This window comes from Streptomyces sp. ISL-100, from assembly GCF_018614615.1.
In the GTDB taxonomy this organism is placed as follows: Bacteria; Actinomycetota; Actinomycetes; order Streptomycetales; family Streptomycetaceae; genus Streptomyces.
Genome location: NZ_JAGGOK010000076.1, coordinates 1 through 13,825, shown reverse-complemented (window position 1 = coordinate 13,825; position 13,825 = coordinate 1). Strand labels below are relative to the sequence as shown.

General features: G+C 70.1%; 18 protein-coding genes. 15 read left to right on the top strand and 3 right to left on the bottom strand.

Features of this window, described 5'->3' with window-relative positions:
- The first annotated feature begins 157 nt into the window (after positions 1–157).
- From bioB to J7E89_RS31760, 5 genes are all read left to right on the top strand, one after another.
- Complete coding sequence (gene bioB, locus J7E89_RS31780; protein ID WP_214978333.1) at positions 158–1,312, top strand: biotin synthase BioB; 1,155 nt, start codon at positions 158–160, stop codon at positions 1,310–1,312.
- A complete protein-coding gene (locus J7E89_RS31775) occupies positions 1,305–2,621 on the top strand; it encodes an adenosylmethionine--8-amino-7-oxononanoate transaminase (protein ID WP_214978331.1) in 1,317 nt (438 codons plus the stop codon). Before bioB ends, J7E89_RS31775 begins: the two co-directional genes overlap by 8 nt.
- A 214-nt stretch (positions 2,622–2,835) precedes the next feature.
- Positions 2,836–3,531 carry a dethiobiotin synthase gene (gene bioD, locus J7E89_RS31770; protein ID WP_214978329.1) on the top strand — a complete coding sequence of 232 codons (696 nt, stop codon included), beginning with the start codon at positions 2,836–2,838 and terminating at the stop codon, positions 3,529–3,531.
- Positions 3,532–3,579: 48 nt separating this feature from the next.
- Complete coding sequence (locus tag J7E89_RS31765; RefSeq protein ID WP_214978327.1) at positions 3,580–3,942, top strand: VOC family protein; 363 nt, start codon at positions 3,580–3,582, stop codon at positions 3,940–3,942.
- Positions 3,943–3,981: 39 nt separating this feature from the next.
- Complete coding sequence (locus tag J7E89_RS31760) at positions 3,982–4,680, top strand: class I SAM-dependent methyltransferase (RefSeq protein ID WP_214978325.1); 699 nt, start codon at positions 3,982–3,984, stop codon at positions 4,678–4,680.
- A 10-nt stretch (positions 4,681–4,690) separates the two neighbouring features.
- Here the strand turns inward: J7E89_RS31760 and J7E89_RS31755 are convergent, their stop codons facing one another.
- A complete protein-coding gene (locus J7E89_RS31755) occupies positions 4,691–5,062 on the bottom strand; it encodes a fic family toxin-antitoxin system, toxin component (protein WP_214978323.1) in 372 nt (123 codons plus the stop codon).
- The gene (locus J7E89_RS31750) at positions 5,059–5,286 is read right to left on the bottom strand and encodes an antitoxin (RefSeq protein ID WP_214978322.1); all 228 of its coding nucleotides are present in this window, start codon (positions 5,284–5,286) and stop codon (positions 5,059–5,061) included. The genes J7E89_RS31755 and J7E89_RS31750 overlap by 4 nt, the downstream gene beginning before the upstream one ends.
- Before the next feature lie 101 nt (positions 5,287–5,387).
- Here J7E89_RS31750 and J7E89_RS31745 point away from each other — a divergent pair, with 101 nt between their 5' ends.
- The 7 genes from J7E89_RS31745 (at position 5,388) to J7E89_RS31720 (ending at position 10,875) form a co-directional block, all read left to right on the top strand.
- Positions 5,388–5,813, top strand: coding sequence for a GNAT family N-acetyltransferase (locus tag J7E89_RS31745; RefSeq protein ID WP_214978320.1), 426 nt, complete (start codon positions 5,388–5,390; stop codon positions 5,811–5,813).
- 194 nt (positions 5,814–6,007) lie between these two features.
- On the top strand, positions 6,008–7,381 hold the full coding sequence (locus J7E89_RS31740; protein WP_214978319.1) for a hemolysin family protein: 1,374 nt from the start codon (positions 6,008–6,010) through the stop codon (positions 7,379–7,381).
- On the top strand, positions 7,378–8,400 hold the full coding sequence (locus J7E89_RS31735; RefSeq protein WP_214978317.1) for a hemolysin family protein: 1,023 nt from the start codon (positions 7,378–7,380) through the stop codon (positions 8,398–8,400). Before J7E89_RS31740 ends, J7E89_RS31735 begins: the two co-directional genes overlap by 4 nt.
- A 92-nt stretch (positions 8,401–8,492) precedes the next feature.
- Positions 8,493–9,272 carry an SGNH/GDSL hydrolase family protein gene (locus tag J7E89_RS31730; protein WP_214978315.1) on the top strand — a complete coding sequence of 260 codons (780 nt, stop codon included), beginning with the start codon at positions 8,493–8,495 and terminating at the stop codon, positions 9,270–9,272.
- 766 nt (positions 9,273–10,038) lie between these two features.
- Positions 10,039–10,197, top strand: a complete 159-nt coding sequence (locus tag J7E89_RS41325; protein WP_308315670.1) for a CYTH domain-containing protein — start codon at positions 10,039–10,041, stop codon at positions 10,195–10,197.
- Between the two features lie 77 nt (positions 10,198–10,274).
- Entirely contained in the window at positions 10,275–10,472 is a 198-nt protein-coding gene (locus J7E89_RS41320) for a hypothetical protein (protein WP_251061373.1), read from the top strand.
- A gap of 136 nt (positions 10,473–10,608) precedes the next feature.
- On the top strand, positions 10,609–10,875 hold the full coding sequence (locus J7E89_RS31720; protein ID WP_214978313.1) for a hypothetical protein: 267 nt from the start codon (positions 10,609–10,611) through the stop codon (positions 10,873–10,875).
- A 189-nt stretch (positions 10,876–11,064) separates the two neighbouring features.
- Here the strand turns inward: J7E89_RS31720 and J7E89_RS31715 are convergent, their stop codons facing one another.
- Positions 11,065–11,322 carry a hypothetical protein gene (locus tag J7E89_RS31715; RefSeq protein ID WP_374196935.1) on the bottom strand — a complete coding sequence of 86 codons (258 nt, stop codon included), beginning with the start codon at positions 11,320–11,322 and terminating at the stop codon, positions 11,065–11,067.
- A gap of 100 nt (positions 11,323–11,422) precedes the next feature.
- Here J7E89_RS31715 and J7E89_RS31710 point away from each other — a divergent pair, with 100 nt between their 5' ends.
- The 3 genes from J7E89_RS31710 to mug all read left to right on the top strand — a co-directional run bounded on the left by J7E89_RS31710 (position 11,423) and on the right by mug (position 13,777).
- The gene (locus J7E89_RS31710) at positions 11,423–11,572 is read left to right on the top strand and encodes a helix-turn-helix domain-containing protein (protein ID WP_214978309.1); all 150 of its coding nucleotides are present in this window, start codon (positions 11,423–11,425) and stop codon (positions 11,570–11,572) included.
- 194 nt (positions 11,573–11,766) lie between these two features.
- Positions 11,767–13,209 carry an adenylosuccinate lyase gene (purB, locus tag J7E89_RS31705; protein WP_214978307.1) on the top strand — a complete coding sequence of 481 codons (1,443 nt, stop codon included), beginning with the start codon at positions 11,767–11,769 and terminating at the stop codon, positions 13,207–13,209.
- 10 nt (positions 13,210–13,219) lie between these two features.
- Positions 13,220–13,777, top strand: coding sequence for a G/U mismatch-specific DNA glycosylase (mug, locus tag J7E89_RS31700; protein ID WP_214978300.1), 558 nt, complete (start codon positions 13,220–13,222; stop codon positions 13,775–13,777).
- Positions 13,778–13,825: the final 48 nt, after the last annotated feature.

The following is a 13,825-nucleotide window of genomic DNA, read 5'->3' as shown; positions in this document are numbered from 1 at the left end:
CCTTGGTAGGCCCTTTTGTAGGCTCTTTTGTAGGCAGCCCACAGACACTAGCCGGGCGCGCGCGAGGTCAGGGTGTGGCAATACCCACACCTCGTGAGGCCGCTCTTGTGCGGTTCCTCCTTGGCCACAGGTGGTGCCGTAGTCCAGGATCGGCTTCATGGACCTGCTGAACACGCTGGTGGAGAAGGGGCTGCGGCGCGAGCTGCCGACCCGCGAAGAAGCGCTCGCCGTGCTGGCGACCTCCGACGACGAGCTGCTCGATGTGGTGGCCGCGGCCGGAAAGGTACGCCGCCAGTGGTTCGGACGGCGGGTGAAACTGAACTATCTCGTCAACCTCAAGTCGGGCCTGTGCCCTGAGGACTGTTCCTACTGCTCGCAGCGGCTCGGCTCGAAGGCCGAGATCCTGAAGTACACGTGGCTGAAGCCCGACGAGGCGTCGAAGGCCGCGGCCGCGGGCGTCGCGGGCGGTGCGAAGCGGGTGTGCCTGGTGGCGAGCGGGCGCGGGCCGACGGACAAGGACGTCGACCGCGTCTCTAAGACGATTGAGGCGATCAAGGACCAGAACGAGGACGTCGAGGTGTGCGCCTGCCTCGGGCTGTTGTCTGACGGGCAGGCGGAGCGGCTGCGGGCGGCGGGTGCGGACGCGTACAACCACAACCTGAACACGTCCGAGGCGACGTACGGCGGCATCACCACCACCCACACCTATGCCGACCGCGTCGAGACCGTCCAGGCGGCGCAGGCCGCGGGCATGTCCGCGTGCTCGGGTCTGATCGCAGGCATGGGTGAGACGGACGCCGACCTGGTGGACGTCGTCTTCGCGCTGCGCGAGCTCGACCCGGACTCGGTGCCGGTGAACTTCCTGATCCCCTTCGAGGGGACGCCGCTCGCCAAGGAGTGGAACCTGACGCCGCAGCGGGCGCTGCGGATTCTGGCGATGGTGCGGTTCGTCTGCCCGGACGTGGAGGTACGGCTCGCGGGCGGGCGCGAGGTGCACCTGCGCACGATGCAGCCGCTGGCCCTCCACCTGGTCAACTCGATCTTCCTCGGCGACTACCTGACGAGTGAGGGCCAGGCCGGCCAGGCCGACCTGGAGATGATCGCCGACGCCGGTTTCGAGGTGGAGGGAACGGACACGACGACGTTGCCGGAGCACCGGGGCGATGGCGGCTGCGCGTCGGCGTGCGGTGAGCCGACGGCATGCGGCGAGCCGGCGGCCGAAGCGGAGGCCCCGGAGATTCCGGCCGCCCGTACGGACCTGGTGTCGGTACGCCGACGCGGTGCCGGAACGGACCTCGCGCCCAATGCCTGACCCCCTCTCCCCCACCGAGCTGCTCAAGCTGGACCGCGACCACGTCTGGCATCCGTACGGTCCGATGCCGGGACGGGCGGAGCCGCTGCTGGTGGAGTCCGCGTCCGGTGTACGGCTGCGACTCGCTCAGCCCGCGCACGGCCAGGACGAGTTGATCGACGGCATGTCGTCCTGGTGGTCGGCCGTCCACGGCTACAACCACCCCGTCCTCAACGAGGCGGCGCGCGGTCAGCTCGACCGGATGAGCCATGTGATGTTCGGCGGGCTCACCCATGAGCCGGCCGTTCGCCTGGCCGCGAAGCTGGTGGAGATCACGCCGGAGCCCCTGCGGCACGTGTTCCTGTCCGACTCCGGGTCGGTGTCGGTCGAGGTCGCGGTCAAGATGTGCCTCCAGTACTGGCGCTCGGTCGGCCGCCCCGGTAAGCAGCGGTTGCTGACCTGGCGCGGCGGATACCACGGGGACACCTGGCAGCCGATGTCGGTGTGCGACCCCAAGGGCGGGATGCACGAGCTGTGGCAGGGGGCGCTGCCGCGCCAGCTCTTCGCGGACGCGCCGCCGGCGTCGTACGACACGTACGACACGGCGTACGCCGACCACCTGCGCGCACTGATCGCCCGCCACGCGGACGAACTGGCCGCGGTGATCGTCGAGCCGGTGGTGCAGGGCGCGGGCGGGATGCGCTTCCACTCCCCCGAGTACCTGCGGGTGCTGCGGGAGGCGTGCGACGAGCACGGCGTGCTGCTGGTCTTCGACGAGATCGCGACAGGGTTCGGCCGTACGGGAACGCTTTTCGCGTCGGAGCACGCGTCGGTCTCGCCCGATGTGCTGTGTCTGGGCAAGGCGCTGACCGGTGGTTATCTGACGATGGCGGCGACGCTGTGTACGTCCGAGGTGGCCGACGGGATCTCGCGCGGCGAGGTTCCGGTCCTGGCCCACGGCCCGACGTTCATGGGCAACCCGCTGGCGGCCGCGGTGGCCTGCGCCTCGATCGACCTGCTGCTCGGCCAGGACTGGCAGGGCGAGGTCAAGCGCATCGAAGCGGGTCTGCGCGACGGCCTGGCAGAGGTGGCGGAACTGCCGGGCGTGCGTGACGTACGCGTGCTGGGGGCGATCGGCGTCGTACAACTGGACCGTGCTCTTGACGAAGCCGCCATGTCGGCGGCGACGGAAGCTGTGGTGCGGGAGGGCGTCTGGCTACGGCCGTTCCGTGACCTGATCTACACGATGCCGCCGTACGTCACGAACGACACGGACCTGGCCCGCATCTGCGGGGCGGTACGGGCGGCGGCGGCAACAGCGGGCGCGTGAGCGGTCCCGGGACGGGCCGTGGGCGTTGTCCTCAAACGCCGGACGGGCTGGATACGCTCCCGCACCCCTCCAGCCCCTCCGGCGTTTGAGGAGCGGGGTCTGGGGCGGAGTCCCCACGCGGCGGAGCCGCAAATGTCACAACCGGGAAGGGGCGGGTAGGGGGAAAAGCTCCCACTCACGCCAGCCACAAAAACAACCACCAGGAGCGCACCGCATGGCTGTCGTCGTCGTCAGCGGCACCGGAACCGAGATCGGCAAGACCGTCGTCACGGCCGCACTCGCAGCCGTCGCCCGAACCCAGGGCCGCACCGTCGCCGTGCTCAAACCCGCCCAGACCGGACTCGCCCCGGGAGAGCCGGGAGATGCCCATGAGGTGGCGCGTCTCGCGGGCGACGGAGTCGCGGCGGTCGAACTCGCCCGATTCCCCGAGCCACTGGCGCCCGCGACCGCCGCCCGCCGCGCCGGCCTGCCCCCCGTACGGCCGCACGACGTCGCCACGGCGGCAGCGACGCTCGCCGCCGAGTACGACCTCGTACTCGTCGAAGGCGCCGGCGGCCTCCTCGTCCGCTTCGACGACGAAGGCGCCACCCTTGCCGACGCCGCCCGCCTCCTCGGCGCCCCCGTCCTCGTCGTCACCCCGGCCGCCCTCGGCACGCTGAATTCGACGGCACTGACCGCCGAGGCCCTGCGCGCCCGCGGCATCGAGATGCTCGGAGTCGTCGTCGGCAGCTGGCCCAGCGCCCCCGGCCTCGCCGAACGCTGCAATCTCACAGACCTGCCCGAGGCAGCCGGAGGAGCCCCCCTGCTCGGCGCCGTCCCCGAGGGCGCGGGAGCCCTGGCCCCCGCCGAATTCCGTACCCGCGCCACGACTTGGCTCGCGCCCCCGCTCGGCGGCACCTGGCGCCCGTAACGCTCGCCCGCATGACCGTACACACGTAACGCCCGTAAGGTCGTCGCCATGCGAGCACGTATCGACGAGATCGTCTTCGACTGCGCGGAGCCGGCCGTACTGGTCCGCTTCTGGGCCGCCCTGCTGGGCGGCGACCCGGTCGACCGGAGTCCGGACTGGTCGTACGTCGACCCGCCGGACTCGATCCGGGTCGCGTTCCAGCGCGTACCGGAGGGGAAGGCCGTCAAGAACCGCCTTCATCTCGACCTGCACGCGGGCGACCTGGCCACGGCGAGCGCGGAGGCGGAGCGCCTCGGGGCGACCAGAACCGGCGGCATCGTCGCCGACGAGCAAGGCGCCTTCCAGGTGCTGCTGGATCCGGAAGGCAACGAGTTCTGCTTCGTGAGCGGCGTGAGCGGCACGACGGGGTAAGAATCGCGGTAACCGTACGCCCGCCGGAGGAGGTCCGCGATGCCGAAGCGCCGCAGCAAGGTTCCCCGGAACGCCGTGCACCACCCGCTCTTCGCACGCTTCTACGCCCGCTTCAGCGCGGCGGCCGACCTCAGAGGCGGGGTGGCCGCGCACCGCGCGGAGCTGCTGTCCGGCCTCTCGGGCCGCGTCATCGAGATCGGCGCCGGCAACGGGCTGAACTTCGCCCACTACCCGTCGGCCGTCTCCGAGGTCGTGGCGATCGAACCGGAGCGCAGCCTGCGCCAGTTGGCCGTGAAAGCGGCCCTGGACGCCGGTGTCCCGGTGGACGTAGTGCCGGGCGCGGCGGAGGCGTTGCCGGTCAAGAGCGAGGCGTTCGACGCGGCGGTGGTGTCGCTGGTGCTGTGCAGCGTACGGGACGTACCGCGCGCCCTCGCCGAGATCAAGCGTGTGCTGCGGCCCGGCGGGGAGCTTCGCTTCTTCGAGCACGGCCGGGGCGAGGGACGGGCCATGGTGACGGCGCAGCGTGTGCTGGACCGCACCGTGTGGCCGGTGCTCTTCGGCGGGTGCCACACCGCGCGCGACCCGCTCGCGGGCATCGCGGCGGCGGGGTTCGAGATCGGCACCTACCGGCGGCTGTTCGTACCGGAGAAGGGCCCGAGGCTGCCGTCGTCGCCCTGCGTGCTGGGGGTGGCACACCGGCCGCCGGAACCCACCGAGCCCACGGGAGGCGTCGCTTAGGCCGGCACCCTCACAGGCTCCACTGCCGCAGCTCTTCCGCGATCACGCGCACGTCCGCCTTGCCCTCCTTTACGAGCCTGGCCAAGTCCCTCACCTGCTCGGGCGAGGTCACGACCTTCAGGCCGCAGGCGACGAGATAGCCGTAGGCGACGGCCGAGGCGAACATCGCGTTCGAGCGCTCCAGCGCCGGCACGTGCAGCAGAAGCTGGAGCAGGGCGGCAGCGCGGGCGGCCGGATCGCTGTAGACGGGGATGCCGAATATCTCCGCCTCGTGCCGGGCCACGGCGGCGACGAGCGCACCCCAGTCGACCACCTGAGGGTCACCCGGGGTCTTGTGTTCGGCGATCATGAGGAGCCAGGCGAGGTCGATCTTGAGAGTCAACGCTTGCCTTCGCGCTCCGAGCCGAATTCCTCCGCGAAGACCGATTCGTACTGCTTCATAAAGTCCGACGCGGCCTCGACGAAAGTACGTCCCACCTCGCCCGCGTCCTGTCGGACCAGCTCCTCGATGTAGCGGTTCACGCTCATCCCGCGCTGGAGGGCGCGCTGCCGCGCGGCCTCGGCGGTGGTCTCGTCCACCCGTACGTTCAGCTGAGTCTTTGCCACACCCCCAAGCTAGCGCGGCGGCGCTAGCACCGGCAAGAGGCAGCGCCAGGGGGTGAGAAAAATGGTCGACGCCGCGACGGGCGGGATGGTGGGATGCCAGCATGGATGATCTTCGTATACGAGCCGCGGCACCGGGCGACCTCGACGCCGTGCTGGCCTTCTGGAAGGACGCCGCCGAGGGGACGAGCATCAGTGACGACCGCGCGGGCGTCGAACGGCTGGTCACCCGCGATCCCGATTCACTGATCGTCGCGGAGCTCGGCGGCGAGCTCGTCGGCACCGTCATCGCGGGCTTCGACGGCTGGCGCTGTCACCTGTACCGGCTGGCCGTGCACCCCGGCCGGCGGCGGCGCGGCATCGGCTCAGCTCTGCTCGCGGCGGCGGAGGAACGTTTCGTGGAGCTGGGCGGGCGGCGCGGCGACGCGATGGTCCTGACGGAGAACGAGCGCGCGCACCACGCCTGGCGTGCCGCGGGATACGCCCCGCAGGCGCAGTGGCGGCGGTGGGTCAAGCCACTCGCCGACTGATCCGACCGACGCGACTGACTCGGGCGACTCGGGCGACTCGACCGGCGTGTCGCGCAATTTGCCCGTCCTTTACCATGGGCGGATCATTCACCCCCTTTTGAAAGGTGTGAGCGTCCGCCCATGGGCGAGCCTCCCAGTAGTCGACATCGCGCACTCCTCCCAGCCCTGCCCGATCATGGGACGGAGGTGAACCGATGACCGAAGTGCTTCTGCTCGCCGTGGCCGTGCTGCTTTCCCTCGCCTGCGGAGCCTTTGTCGCGGCGGAATTCTCGCTGACCACGATCGAGCGCGGAGACCTCGAGCGCGCCGTGGAGCGCGGCGAGCGGGGCGCGGCGAGCGCCCTCAAGGCCGTACGCAGCCTTACGTTCCAGCTCTCCGGCGCCCAGCTCGGCATCACCGTGACCAACCTCCTCGTCGGCATGCTCGCCGAGCCTTCCGTCGGCAAGCTGATTCGCGGTCCGCTCGAAGACGTCGGCCTCTCCCGCTCGACATCGTCATCGGTGGCTCTCGTCATTGGTACGGCGCTTTCGACCGTCGTCCTGATGGTCGTCGGCGAGCTGGTGCCCAAGAACTGGGCGATCTCGTCGCCGCTGGGCGTGGCCAAGGTGGTCGCGGCCCCGCAGCGGATGTTCAGCCTGGCCTTCCGCCCGCTCATCAGCCACCTCAACGGCTCGGCGAACCGCATCGTGCGGCGCTTCGGCATGGAGCCGGCCGAGGAACTGGCGTCCGCCCGCAGCCCCCAGGAACTCGTCGCTCTGGCGCGGCACTCCGCGCGGGAGGGCGCGCTGGAGGCCGACACCGCCGAGCTCTTCGTACGTACCCTCAATCTGGCTGAGCTGACGGCGGAAAACGTGATGACCCCGCGCGTGCAGGTCACCGCACTCGACGTGCAAGCCACCGCGGAGGACGTCGCGAACGCCACCCGCGCGACCGGCCTGTCCCGCTTCCCCGTCTACCGGGGCAGCCTCGACTCGGTCGTCGGCATCGCGCACATCAAGGACGTACTGACCGTGCCCGCCGAGCGCAGGCCGTCGTACCCCGTCTCCTCTCTGGTGCGTGAGCCCCTGCTCGTACCGGAGTCGCTGACCGTGGACCGGCTCCTCGACCGGCTGTCGGGCAAGCGCACCATGGCCGTCGTCATCGACGAGTACGGCGGCACGGCCGGGGTCGTGACGCTGGAGGACATCGTCGAGGAGGTCGTCGGCGAGGTGCGCGACGAGCACGATCCGCACGAGACGCCGGACCTCGCCCCGGCGGGCGAGGACGCCGACGGGCGGGTGCTGTGGTCGGCGGACGGTGCGGCCAGGACGGACCAGCTGGAGCGGGTCGGACTGCGGCTGCACGAAGGCCCGTACGAGACGCTCGCCGGGCTGGTCGCCAACGAACTGGGACGCATCCCGGCCGTGGGGGACCGCATTGAACTGGCCGGGTGGCAGCTGGACGTGGTCGACGCAGCCGGCCGCCGTGCGGCCCGTGTGCTGCTGCACGCGCCCCTGCCGGGCGAGTCCGCTGACGGCGCCACTTCCGCCGACTCCTTCGGCTCCGGGGAAAAGGAGGCCGGGCGATGACCGCGGTCCAACTGCTCATCGGCCTGCTCATGCTGGTCGTGAACGCCTTCTTCGTCGGCGCGGAGTTCGCGCTGATCTCCGTACGCCGCAGCCAGATCGAACCGGACGCCGAACGCGGGAACCGGCGGGCGCACAGCGTCCTTTGGGGGCTCGAACACGTCTCGGCGCTGCTCGCCGCTGCCCAGCTGGGCATCACGCTGTGCACCCTGGTGCTCGGTGTGGTCGCCGAGCCGGCCATCGCGCATCTGCTGGAGCCGGTCTTCCATGCCGTCGGTGTGCCGGACGGGCTGACGCACCCGATCTCGTTCGTCATCGCGCTCGCCGCGGCGACGTACCTGCACATGCTGTTCGGCGAGATGGTGCCGAAGAACATCGCGCTGGCCGAGCCGGTCAGGACCGCGCTGCTGCTCGGGCCGCCGCTGGTGGCGCTGGCGCGTGCGCTGCGGCCGGTGATCTTCGCGATCAACGCCTTCGCCAACGCGCTGCTCAAGTTGCTGCGGGTGGAGGCCAAGAGCGAGGTGTCCGCGACGTTCACGGACGACGAACTGGCGCGCCTGGTCACGGACGCGGGCCACGCCGGCCTGCTCGACGACCGCGCGGCCGAGCGGCTGCACGACGCCCTGGAGCTGGGCCGGCGCCCGGTGCAGGACGTGGTCATGCCGGTGGAGCGCGTGATGTTCGCCCAGATGGGGACGACGCCGGAGGACCTGGAGCGGCTGTCGGCCGAGTCGGGGTTCTCCCGGTTCCCGGTGCTGGAGGGGCTGCGGATTCTGGGTTACCTGCATGTGAAGGACGCGCTGGACGCCACACCGCGCAACGTGCCGTTCCCGGTCTCCGCGCTCCGGCCGATCGCCCGGGTACGGGCGGCCACGCCGCTCGACGACGTCCTGACGGCGATGCGGCGCAGCCGGACGCACCTGGCGGCGGTGCTGGGCGACGACGGTAATCCGGCGGGGCTGGTCACGATGGAAGACGTGCTGCGGGAGCTGGTGGGCCGGCCGGATCAGCGGCAGTCCTAGGTGCGCGGTCCCTTCGGGGGGTCCGCGCGTTCGCGCGTCGGCCGACCGCGCACGAACCGTCCCCCCATTGCCGGGATAGCATCGCTCCCGCCATGGAACTGAATGCCACATACACCAGTCTTGTCGCGGTCGGCGACTCGTTCACCGAAGGCATGTCGGACTTCCTGCCCGACGGCACGTACCGGGGCTGGGCGGATCTGCTCGCCGCGCGGCTCGCGGCGCGCACGCCCGGTTTCCAGTACGCGAATCTCGCCGTACGGGGAAAGCTGATCGGCCAGATCGTCGCCGAGCAGGTCGACGTCGCGGCCGCCATGCGGGCGGACGTCGTGACGCTGGTGGGCGGGCTCAACGACACGCTCCGGCCGAAGGTCGACATGGGCAGAGTGTGCGGGCTCCTTGAAGAGGCGGCCGGGAAGCTGGCGCCGTCCTGCAAGCAGCTGGTGCTGATGCGCAGCCCCGGCCGCAACGGTCCGGTGATGGAGCGCTTCCGGCCGCGTATGGAGGAGCTGTTCGAGTTCATCGACGGGCTGGCGGCGCGGCACGGCGCCCTGGTGGTCGATCTGTACGGCGCCCCCGTGCTCGCCGACCCCCGGCTGTGGCATGTGGACCGGCTGCATCTGACGCCGGAGGGGCACCGGCGGGTCGCCGAGGCGGTGTGGCAGGCGCTGGGTCTCGCGGCCGAGGACGACTGGCGCGCGCCGCTGGCACCGGGCGTACTGCCCGGCTGGGCGGCGCGGCGCGGGAGTGACCTGCGGTTCGCGCGCGAACACTTGGTGCCGTGGATCGGGCGACGCGTCACGGGGCGGTCCTCCGGAGACCGGCGTCCGGCCAAGCGCCCCGGCCTCCTGCCGTACGACGCTCCCTCGCCGTAGCGCCTCTGTCGTCACGCTGATCACATCGCCCGCGCCCGAGCCGTATTCGACCTCATGGGCAAAAACCGCGAGGGCGCTCTCAAGCCCTGGCGCGACGTCCTCGGGTGGCTCGCCGGACGTAGGGACCCCGCGGCCGACTTCTCCGGCCGGCGACATGCATGGTGCCGCCCTGGACTTGGATGCCGGAGACGGGCGGCAGAGACCATCCGGCTCCGGCGCCAGGCTGGACGAGCCAGTACGGGAGTCCACCGGCGGACGGAAACCCGGACAGGGGGTGTTCGGGTCTGCTGCTCACATGCTCAGGATCTTGTGACGGGGCGTATGCACTCGATGGTTTCCTGAAGTCGTGCGCGTGTACGCCTCGCAGGCGTCCGCGGCTGAGGAAATCCAGCAGAGGGCCCGCACAGCAATGGAGTTGGATGTGCCGGCCGTGCGCGGGCTTGGCCTGACCGGGCTGAATGACTCGCCGCTGCGCGCCTCTCTCGCCCGCCCGACGCGGCACCGGCACGCGTCCGCGTACTGCTGCTCGACCCGGACGCGCCAGCCCTGACGACCAGGGCGGCAGAGATCGGGGAATCCGCCGAATCGCTCGCTGGCGGCGTCCGTCTGGCTGAGGCTCGGCTGCCTGGACGCCACATGTTCGTGTCTGCCTTCGACGCAGGACGGGAAGGCCACGAGTCGGCGGCGTACAAGGTGACGGAGACGCCGCACGGCCCGCTGTACCGCGGGTTCCGGCGCATGTTCGAGGCGATCGTGCCGCGCCGAGGTGTACCAGGACACCTACTTCGGCACCCCGGACGGCGAGTTGGAAGCCGGGGACCGGGAGCTGCGGGTCCGTACCGTGCACGGCCCCGACGACACCCGCTCAGTCCTCACGTACAAAGAGGCCCGCGTCGATGGAGCCCGGCGGTGCACGCGATGCTGAGCGGCCTCCGGTACGTACCCGGCGATCGCGTTCGAGAAGCGGTGCAGGAACTACGAGTTCGAGGCACACGGCGGCTCATGCTCGCCACCCTCGTCCAGGTTCCGGAAGTCGACGGGACGTTCATCGAGTTCGAGACTCAGGTGAAGGAGGAGAGCGAGCTTGAGACAGCCCTCGACAGTGTGCGGGCCGTTCTCGCTGCGCTCGGCATCCCCGGGGCGGACCTGACGACGGAGCATTACACGGACGCGGTCCGAGCGCGCCGCGGCGACAGCTGAACGCCAAGAGCCCCGCCGCGGTCCACTTGCTTTATGGGGCGCCTCGCCCACAGATGGGCGAATTGGGCGTCAATTTCATAATTGAGGATGATATAGACCTGTCCAATGTTCCGCACTCGAACGGAGAACGCCCCACATGCGCATCCGCAAGCTCCTGGCCGTAACCGCCGTGGCTGCCGCAGCAGTCCTCGGCAGCATTGGCCCAGCCACCGCCGAGGACGAAGAGATGAGCGGCACCATCATTCAAACCGCTTCCGGGCATGACCAGCCTTATCAAAAGGCGAAGAGTCCCAACACAGGCGTGAATCGAGTCGGAGACATTTCCGACCAAAGCGAGAATCCGGTCGCAGAGAATCCTGACCAAGGCGCAGTCGGAGAACTACTTGGCAGGCTGATGGGCTGAGCGAATGGCGCGGAGCTCGGACCGGCGCCCGGCACACGTGATGATTGTGGAGCGCCGGTAGGGCTCCGACGATGCATCGTCGGAGCCAACCACGGCTCCGCCATCGGCACGCTGGTCGAGCGGACCACCCGCTTCACCATGCTGGTGCACCTGCCCAACGCCACCGGGCAGAACACTTCCACCGAGCTCTCAGATGAAGCCGCCGTGGCGACCGAGGAAGCCGCGCTCACCGCAGCCTCCTCGGTCGGCCGGCGCACCAGAGCGGTGCTCACTGGGCGGCCCCCTCAGCACGGACATACGGCGGGCAGCCGAGCGGAGCACCGCCGCGTGCTCGACGAGAGCCGCGGCGAGCCTGTCGACCCCCGCCGGGTCCAGCTCCACGTACTGGTCACCCATGTCGAACCCCATGTACAGCTCGGGGCGAGCCGGGGCGGCGCCGCCTGGCACCAGATGTCATCCGGGTGCGTCGGCGTCTCCATGTCGCTGGAGTGGTCCGACGCGATCCCTGGAGCAGCTGGCCGGCAGGTTCAGAGCGGCGGAATCCCGGATGGAGATCCTGCGACAGGAGCTGGCCGCAGCGATCAGGCAGGCGGACGCCGATGGCGTGCTACAGAAGGACGTCTGCGAGGCGACCGGGTATTCGCGTCAGCAGGTCAGGCGAATCGTGACGGCGGCTTCCGATACCGAAGGCGAATGAGGAAGGCTGCGGCGGAGCACAGAGACGGCCAGCCCCGAGGTCGGCGTGGCCTTCGTATGTTGCTACCACGGTCGTCTCACACGCGTATCGCAGGCGGGTGCACGCAACGCCGGGTGGATGGTCAATGACCTGCGCTTTCGTGCGTGCGGTGGACGTGTAAGTACCTACATGGACGCCGGGTAAACTCTGGTCACGTGACTGCTGCTCCTGCGAAGCCTCGCATCCCCAATGTCCTGGTCGGCCGCTACGCCTCCGCGCAACTCGCCGTCCTGTGGTCCCCCGAGCAGAAGGTGAAGCTGGAGCGCCAGCTGTGGCTCGCCGTGCTCCGTGCTCAGAAGGACCTCGGCATCGAGGTGCCCGACGAGGCCCTCTCCGACTACGAGCGCGTGCTCGACCAGGTCGACCTGGCCTCGATCGCCGAGCGCGAGAAGGTCACGCGCCACGACGTGAAGGCGCGCATCGAGGAGTTCAACGCGCTCGCGGGCCACGAGCAGGTCCACAAGGGCATGACGTCCCGCGACCTGACCGAGAACGTCGAGCAGCTTCAGATCCGGCTCTCGCTGGAGCTGATGCGCGACCGTACGGTCGCCGTGCTGACCCGCCTCGGCAAGCTGTCCGGTGAGTACGCGGAGCTCGTCATGGCGGGCCGCTCGCACAACGTCGCGGCCCAGGCCACGACGCTCGGCAAGCGCTTCGCGACGGCGGCCGACGAGCTGCTGGTGGCGTACGGGCGCCTTGAGGAGCTGCTCGGCCGCTACCCGCTGCGCGGGATCAAGGGTCCGGTCGGTACGGCGCAGGACATGCTTGACCTGCTGGGCGGGGACGCCGAGAAGCTGGCGGACCTGGAGCAGCGGATCGCCGTACACCTCGGCTTCTCGCAGGCCTTCACATCGGTGGGCCAGGTGTACCCGCGCTCGCTGGACTACGAGGTCGTCACCGCGCTGGTGCAGCTGGCGGGCGCTCCCTCCTCCGTTGCAAAGACCATCCGGCTGATGGCAGGGCACGAGCTGGTGACCGAGGGCTTCAAGCCCGGCCAGGTCGGCTCGTCCGCGATGCCGCACAAGATGAACACCCGCTCTTGCGAGCGTGTGAACGGCCTCATGGTGATCCTTCGCGGCTACGCCTCGATGACGGGTGAGCTGGCGGGCGACCAGTGGAACGAGGGCGACGTGTCGTGCTCGGTGGTACGCCGGGTCGCGCTGCCCGACGCGTTCTTCGCCTTCGACGGCCTGCTGGAGACCTTCCTCACGGTGCTCGACGAGTTCGGCGCCTTCCCGGCGGTCGTGGCCCGCGAGCTGGACCGCTACCTCCCCTTCCTCGCGACGACCAAGGTGCTCATGGCTTCGGTGCGGGCCGGGGTCGGCCGCGAGGTCGCGCACGAGGCCATCAAGGAGAACGCCGTCGCCTCCGCCCTGGCGATGCGCGAACAGGGCGCCGAGCGCAACGAGCTGCTGGACAAGCTCGCGGCCGACGAGCGGATCCCGCTGGACCGGGCCCAGCTGGACGAGCTGATGGCCGACAAGCTGTCCTTCACCGGGGCAGCGGCTCAGCAGGTCGGCGCCGTGGTCTCCCGCATCGAGGAGATCGCCAAGCAGCATCCGGACGCCGCGGCGTACGCCCCCGGATCGATCCTCTGACCCGCACGGCATGACACCCGAAGAACTCCTGGCCGCGCGCGACCGCCTCGTCCCCGACGTGGTCGCGGGCGGCCTGCGGGTGCTCTTCTGCGGCATCAACCCCGGGTTGATGTCAGCCGCTACGGGCCACCACTTCGCCCGCCCCGGCAACCGCTTCTGGCCGGTACTGCATCTCTCGGGTTTCACCCCCCGGCAGTTGAAGCCGGCGGAGCAGGACGAGCTCCTTTCCTATGGACTCGGCATCACCAATGTGGTGGCCAGGGCGAGCGCGCGGGCCGACGAGATAAGCGACGAGGAGTTCCGCGAGGGCGGCCGGATCCTGACGGAGAAGGTCGAATTGCTCCGGCCGAAGTGGCTCGCGGTAGTCGGCATCACGGCGTACCGCACGGCCTTCGGTGAGCGGAAGGCGTCTGTCGGCCCGCAGGAGCGGACGATCGGCGAGACCCGAGTGTGGGCACTGCCGAACCCCAGCGGGCTCAACGCCCACTGGACCGTGCAGACCATGGCCGAGGAGTACGCCCGGCTGAGGGCCGCGTCGCAGGCGGGCGACGAGGCCGGTAAGCGGTAGCGGCCACCAGAAGTCGGGATTCAGCGGCTAGAAGTGCACTGAAAATGT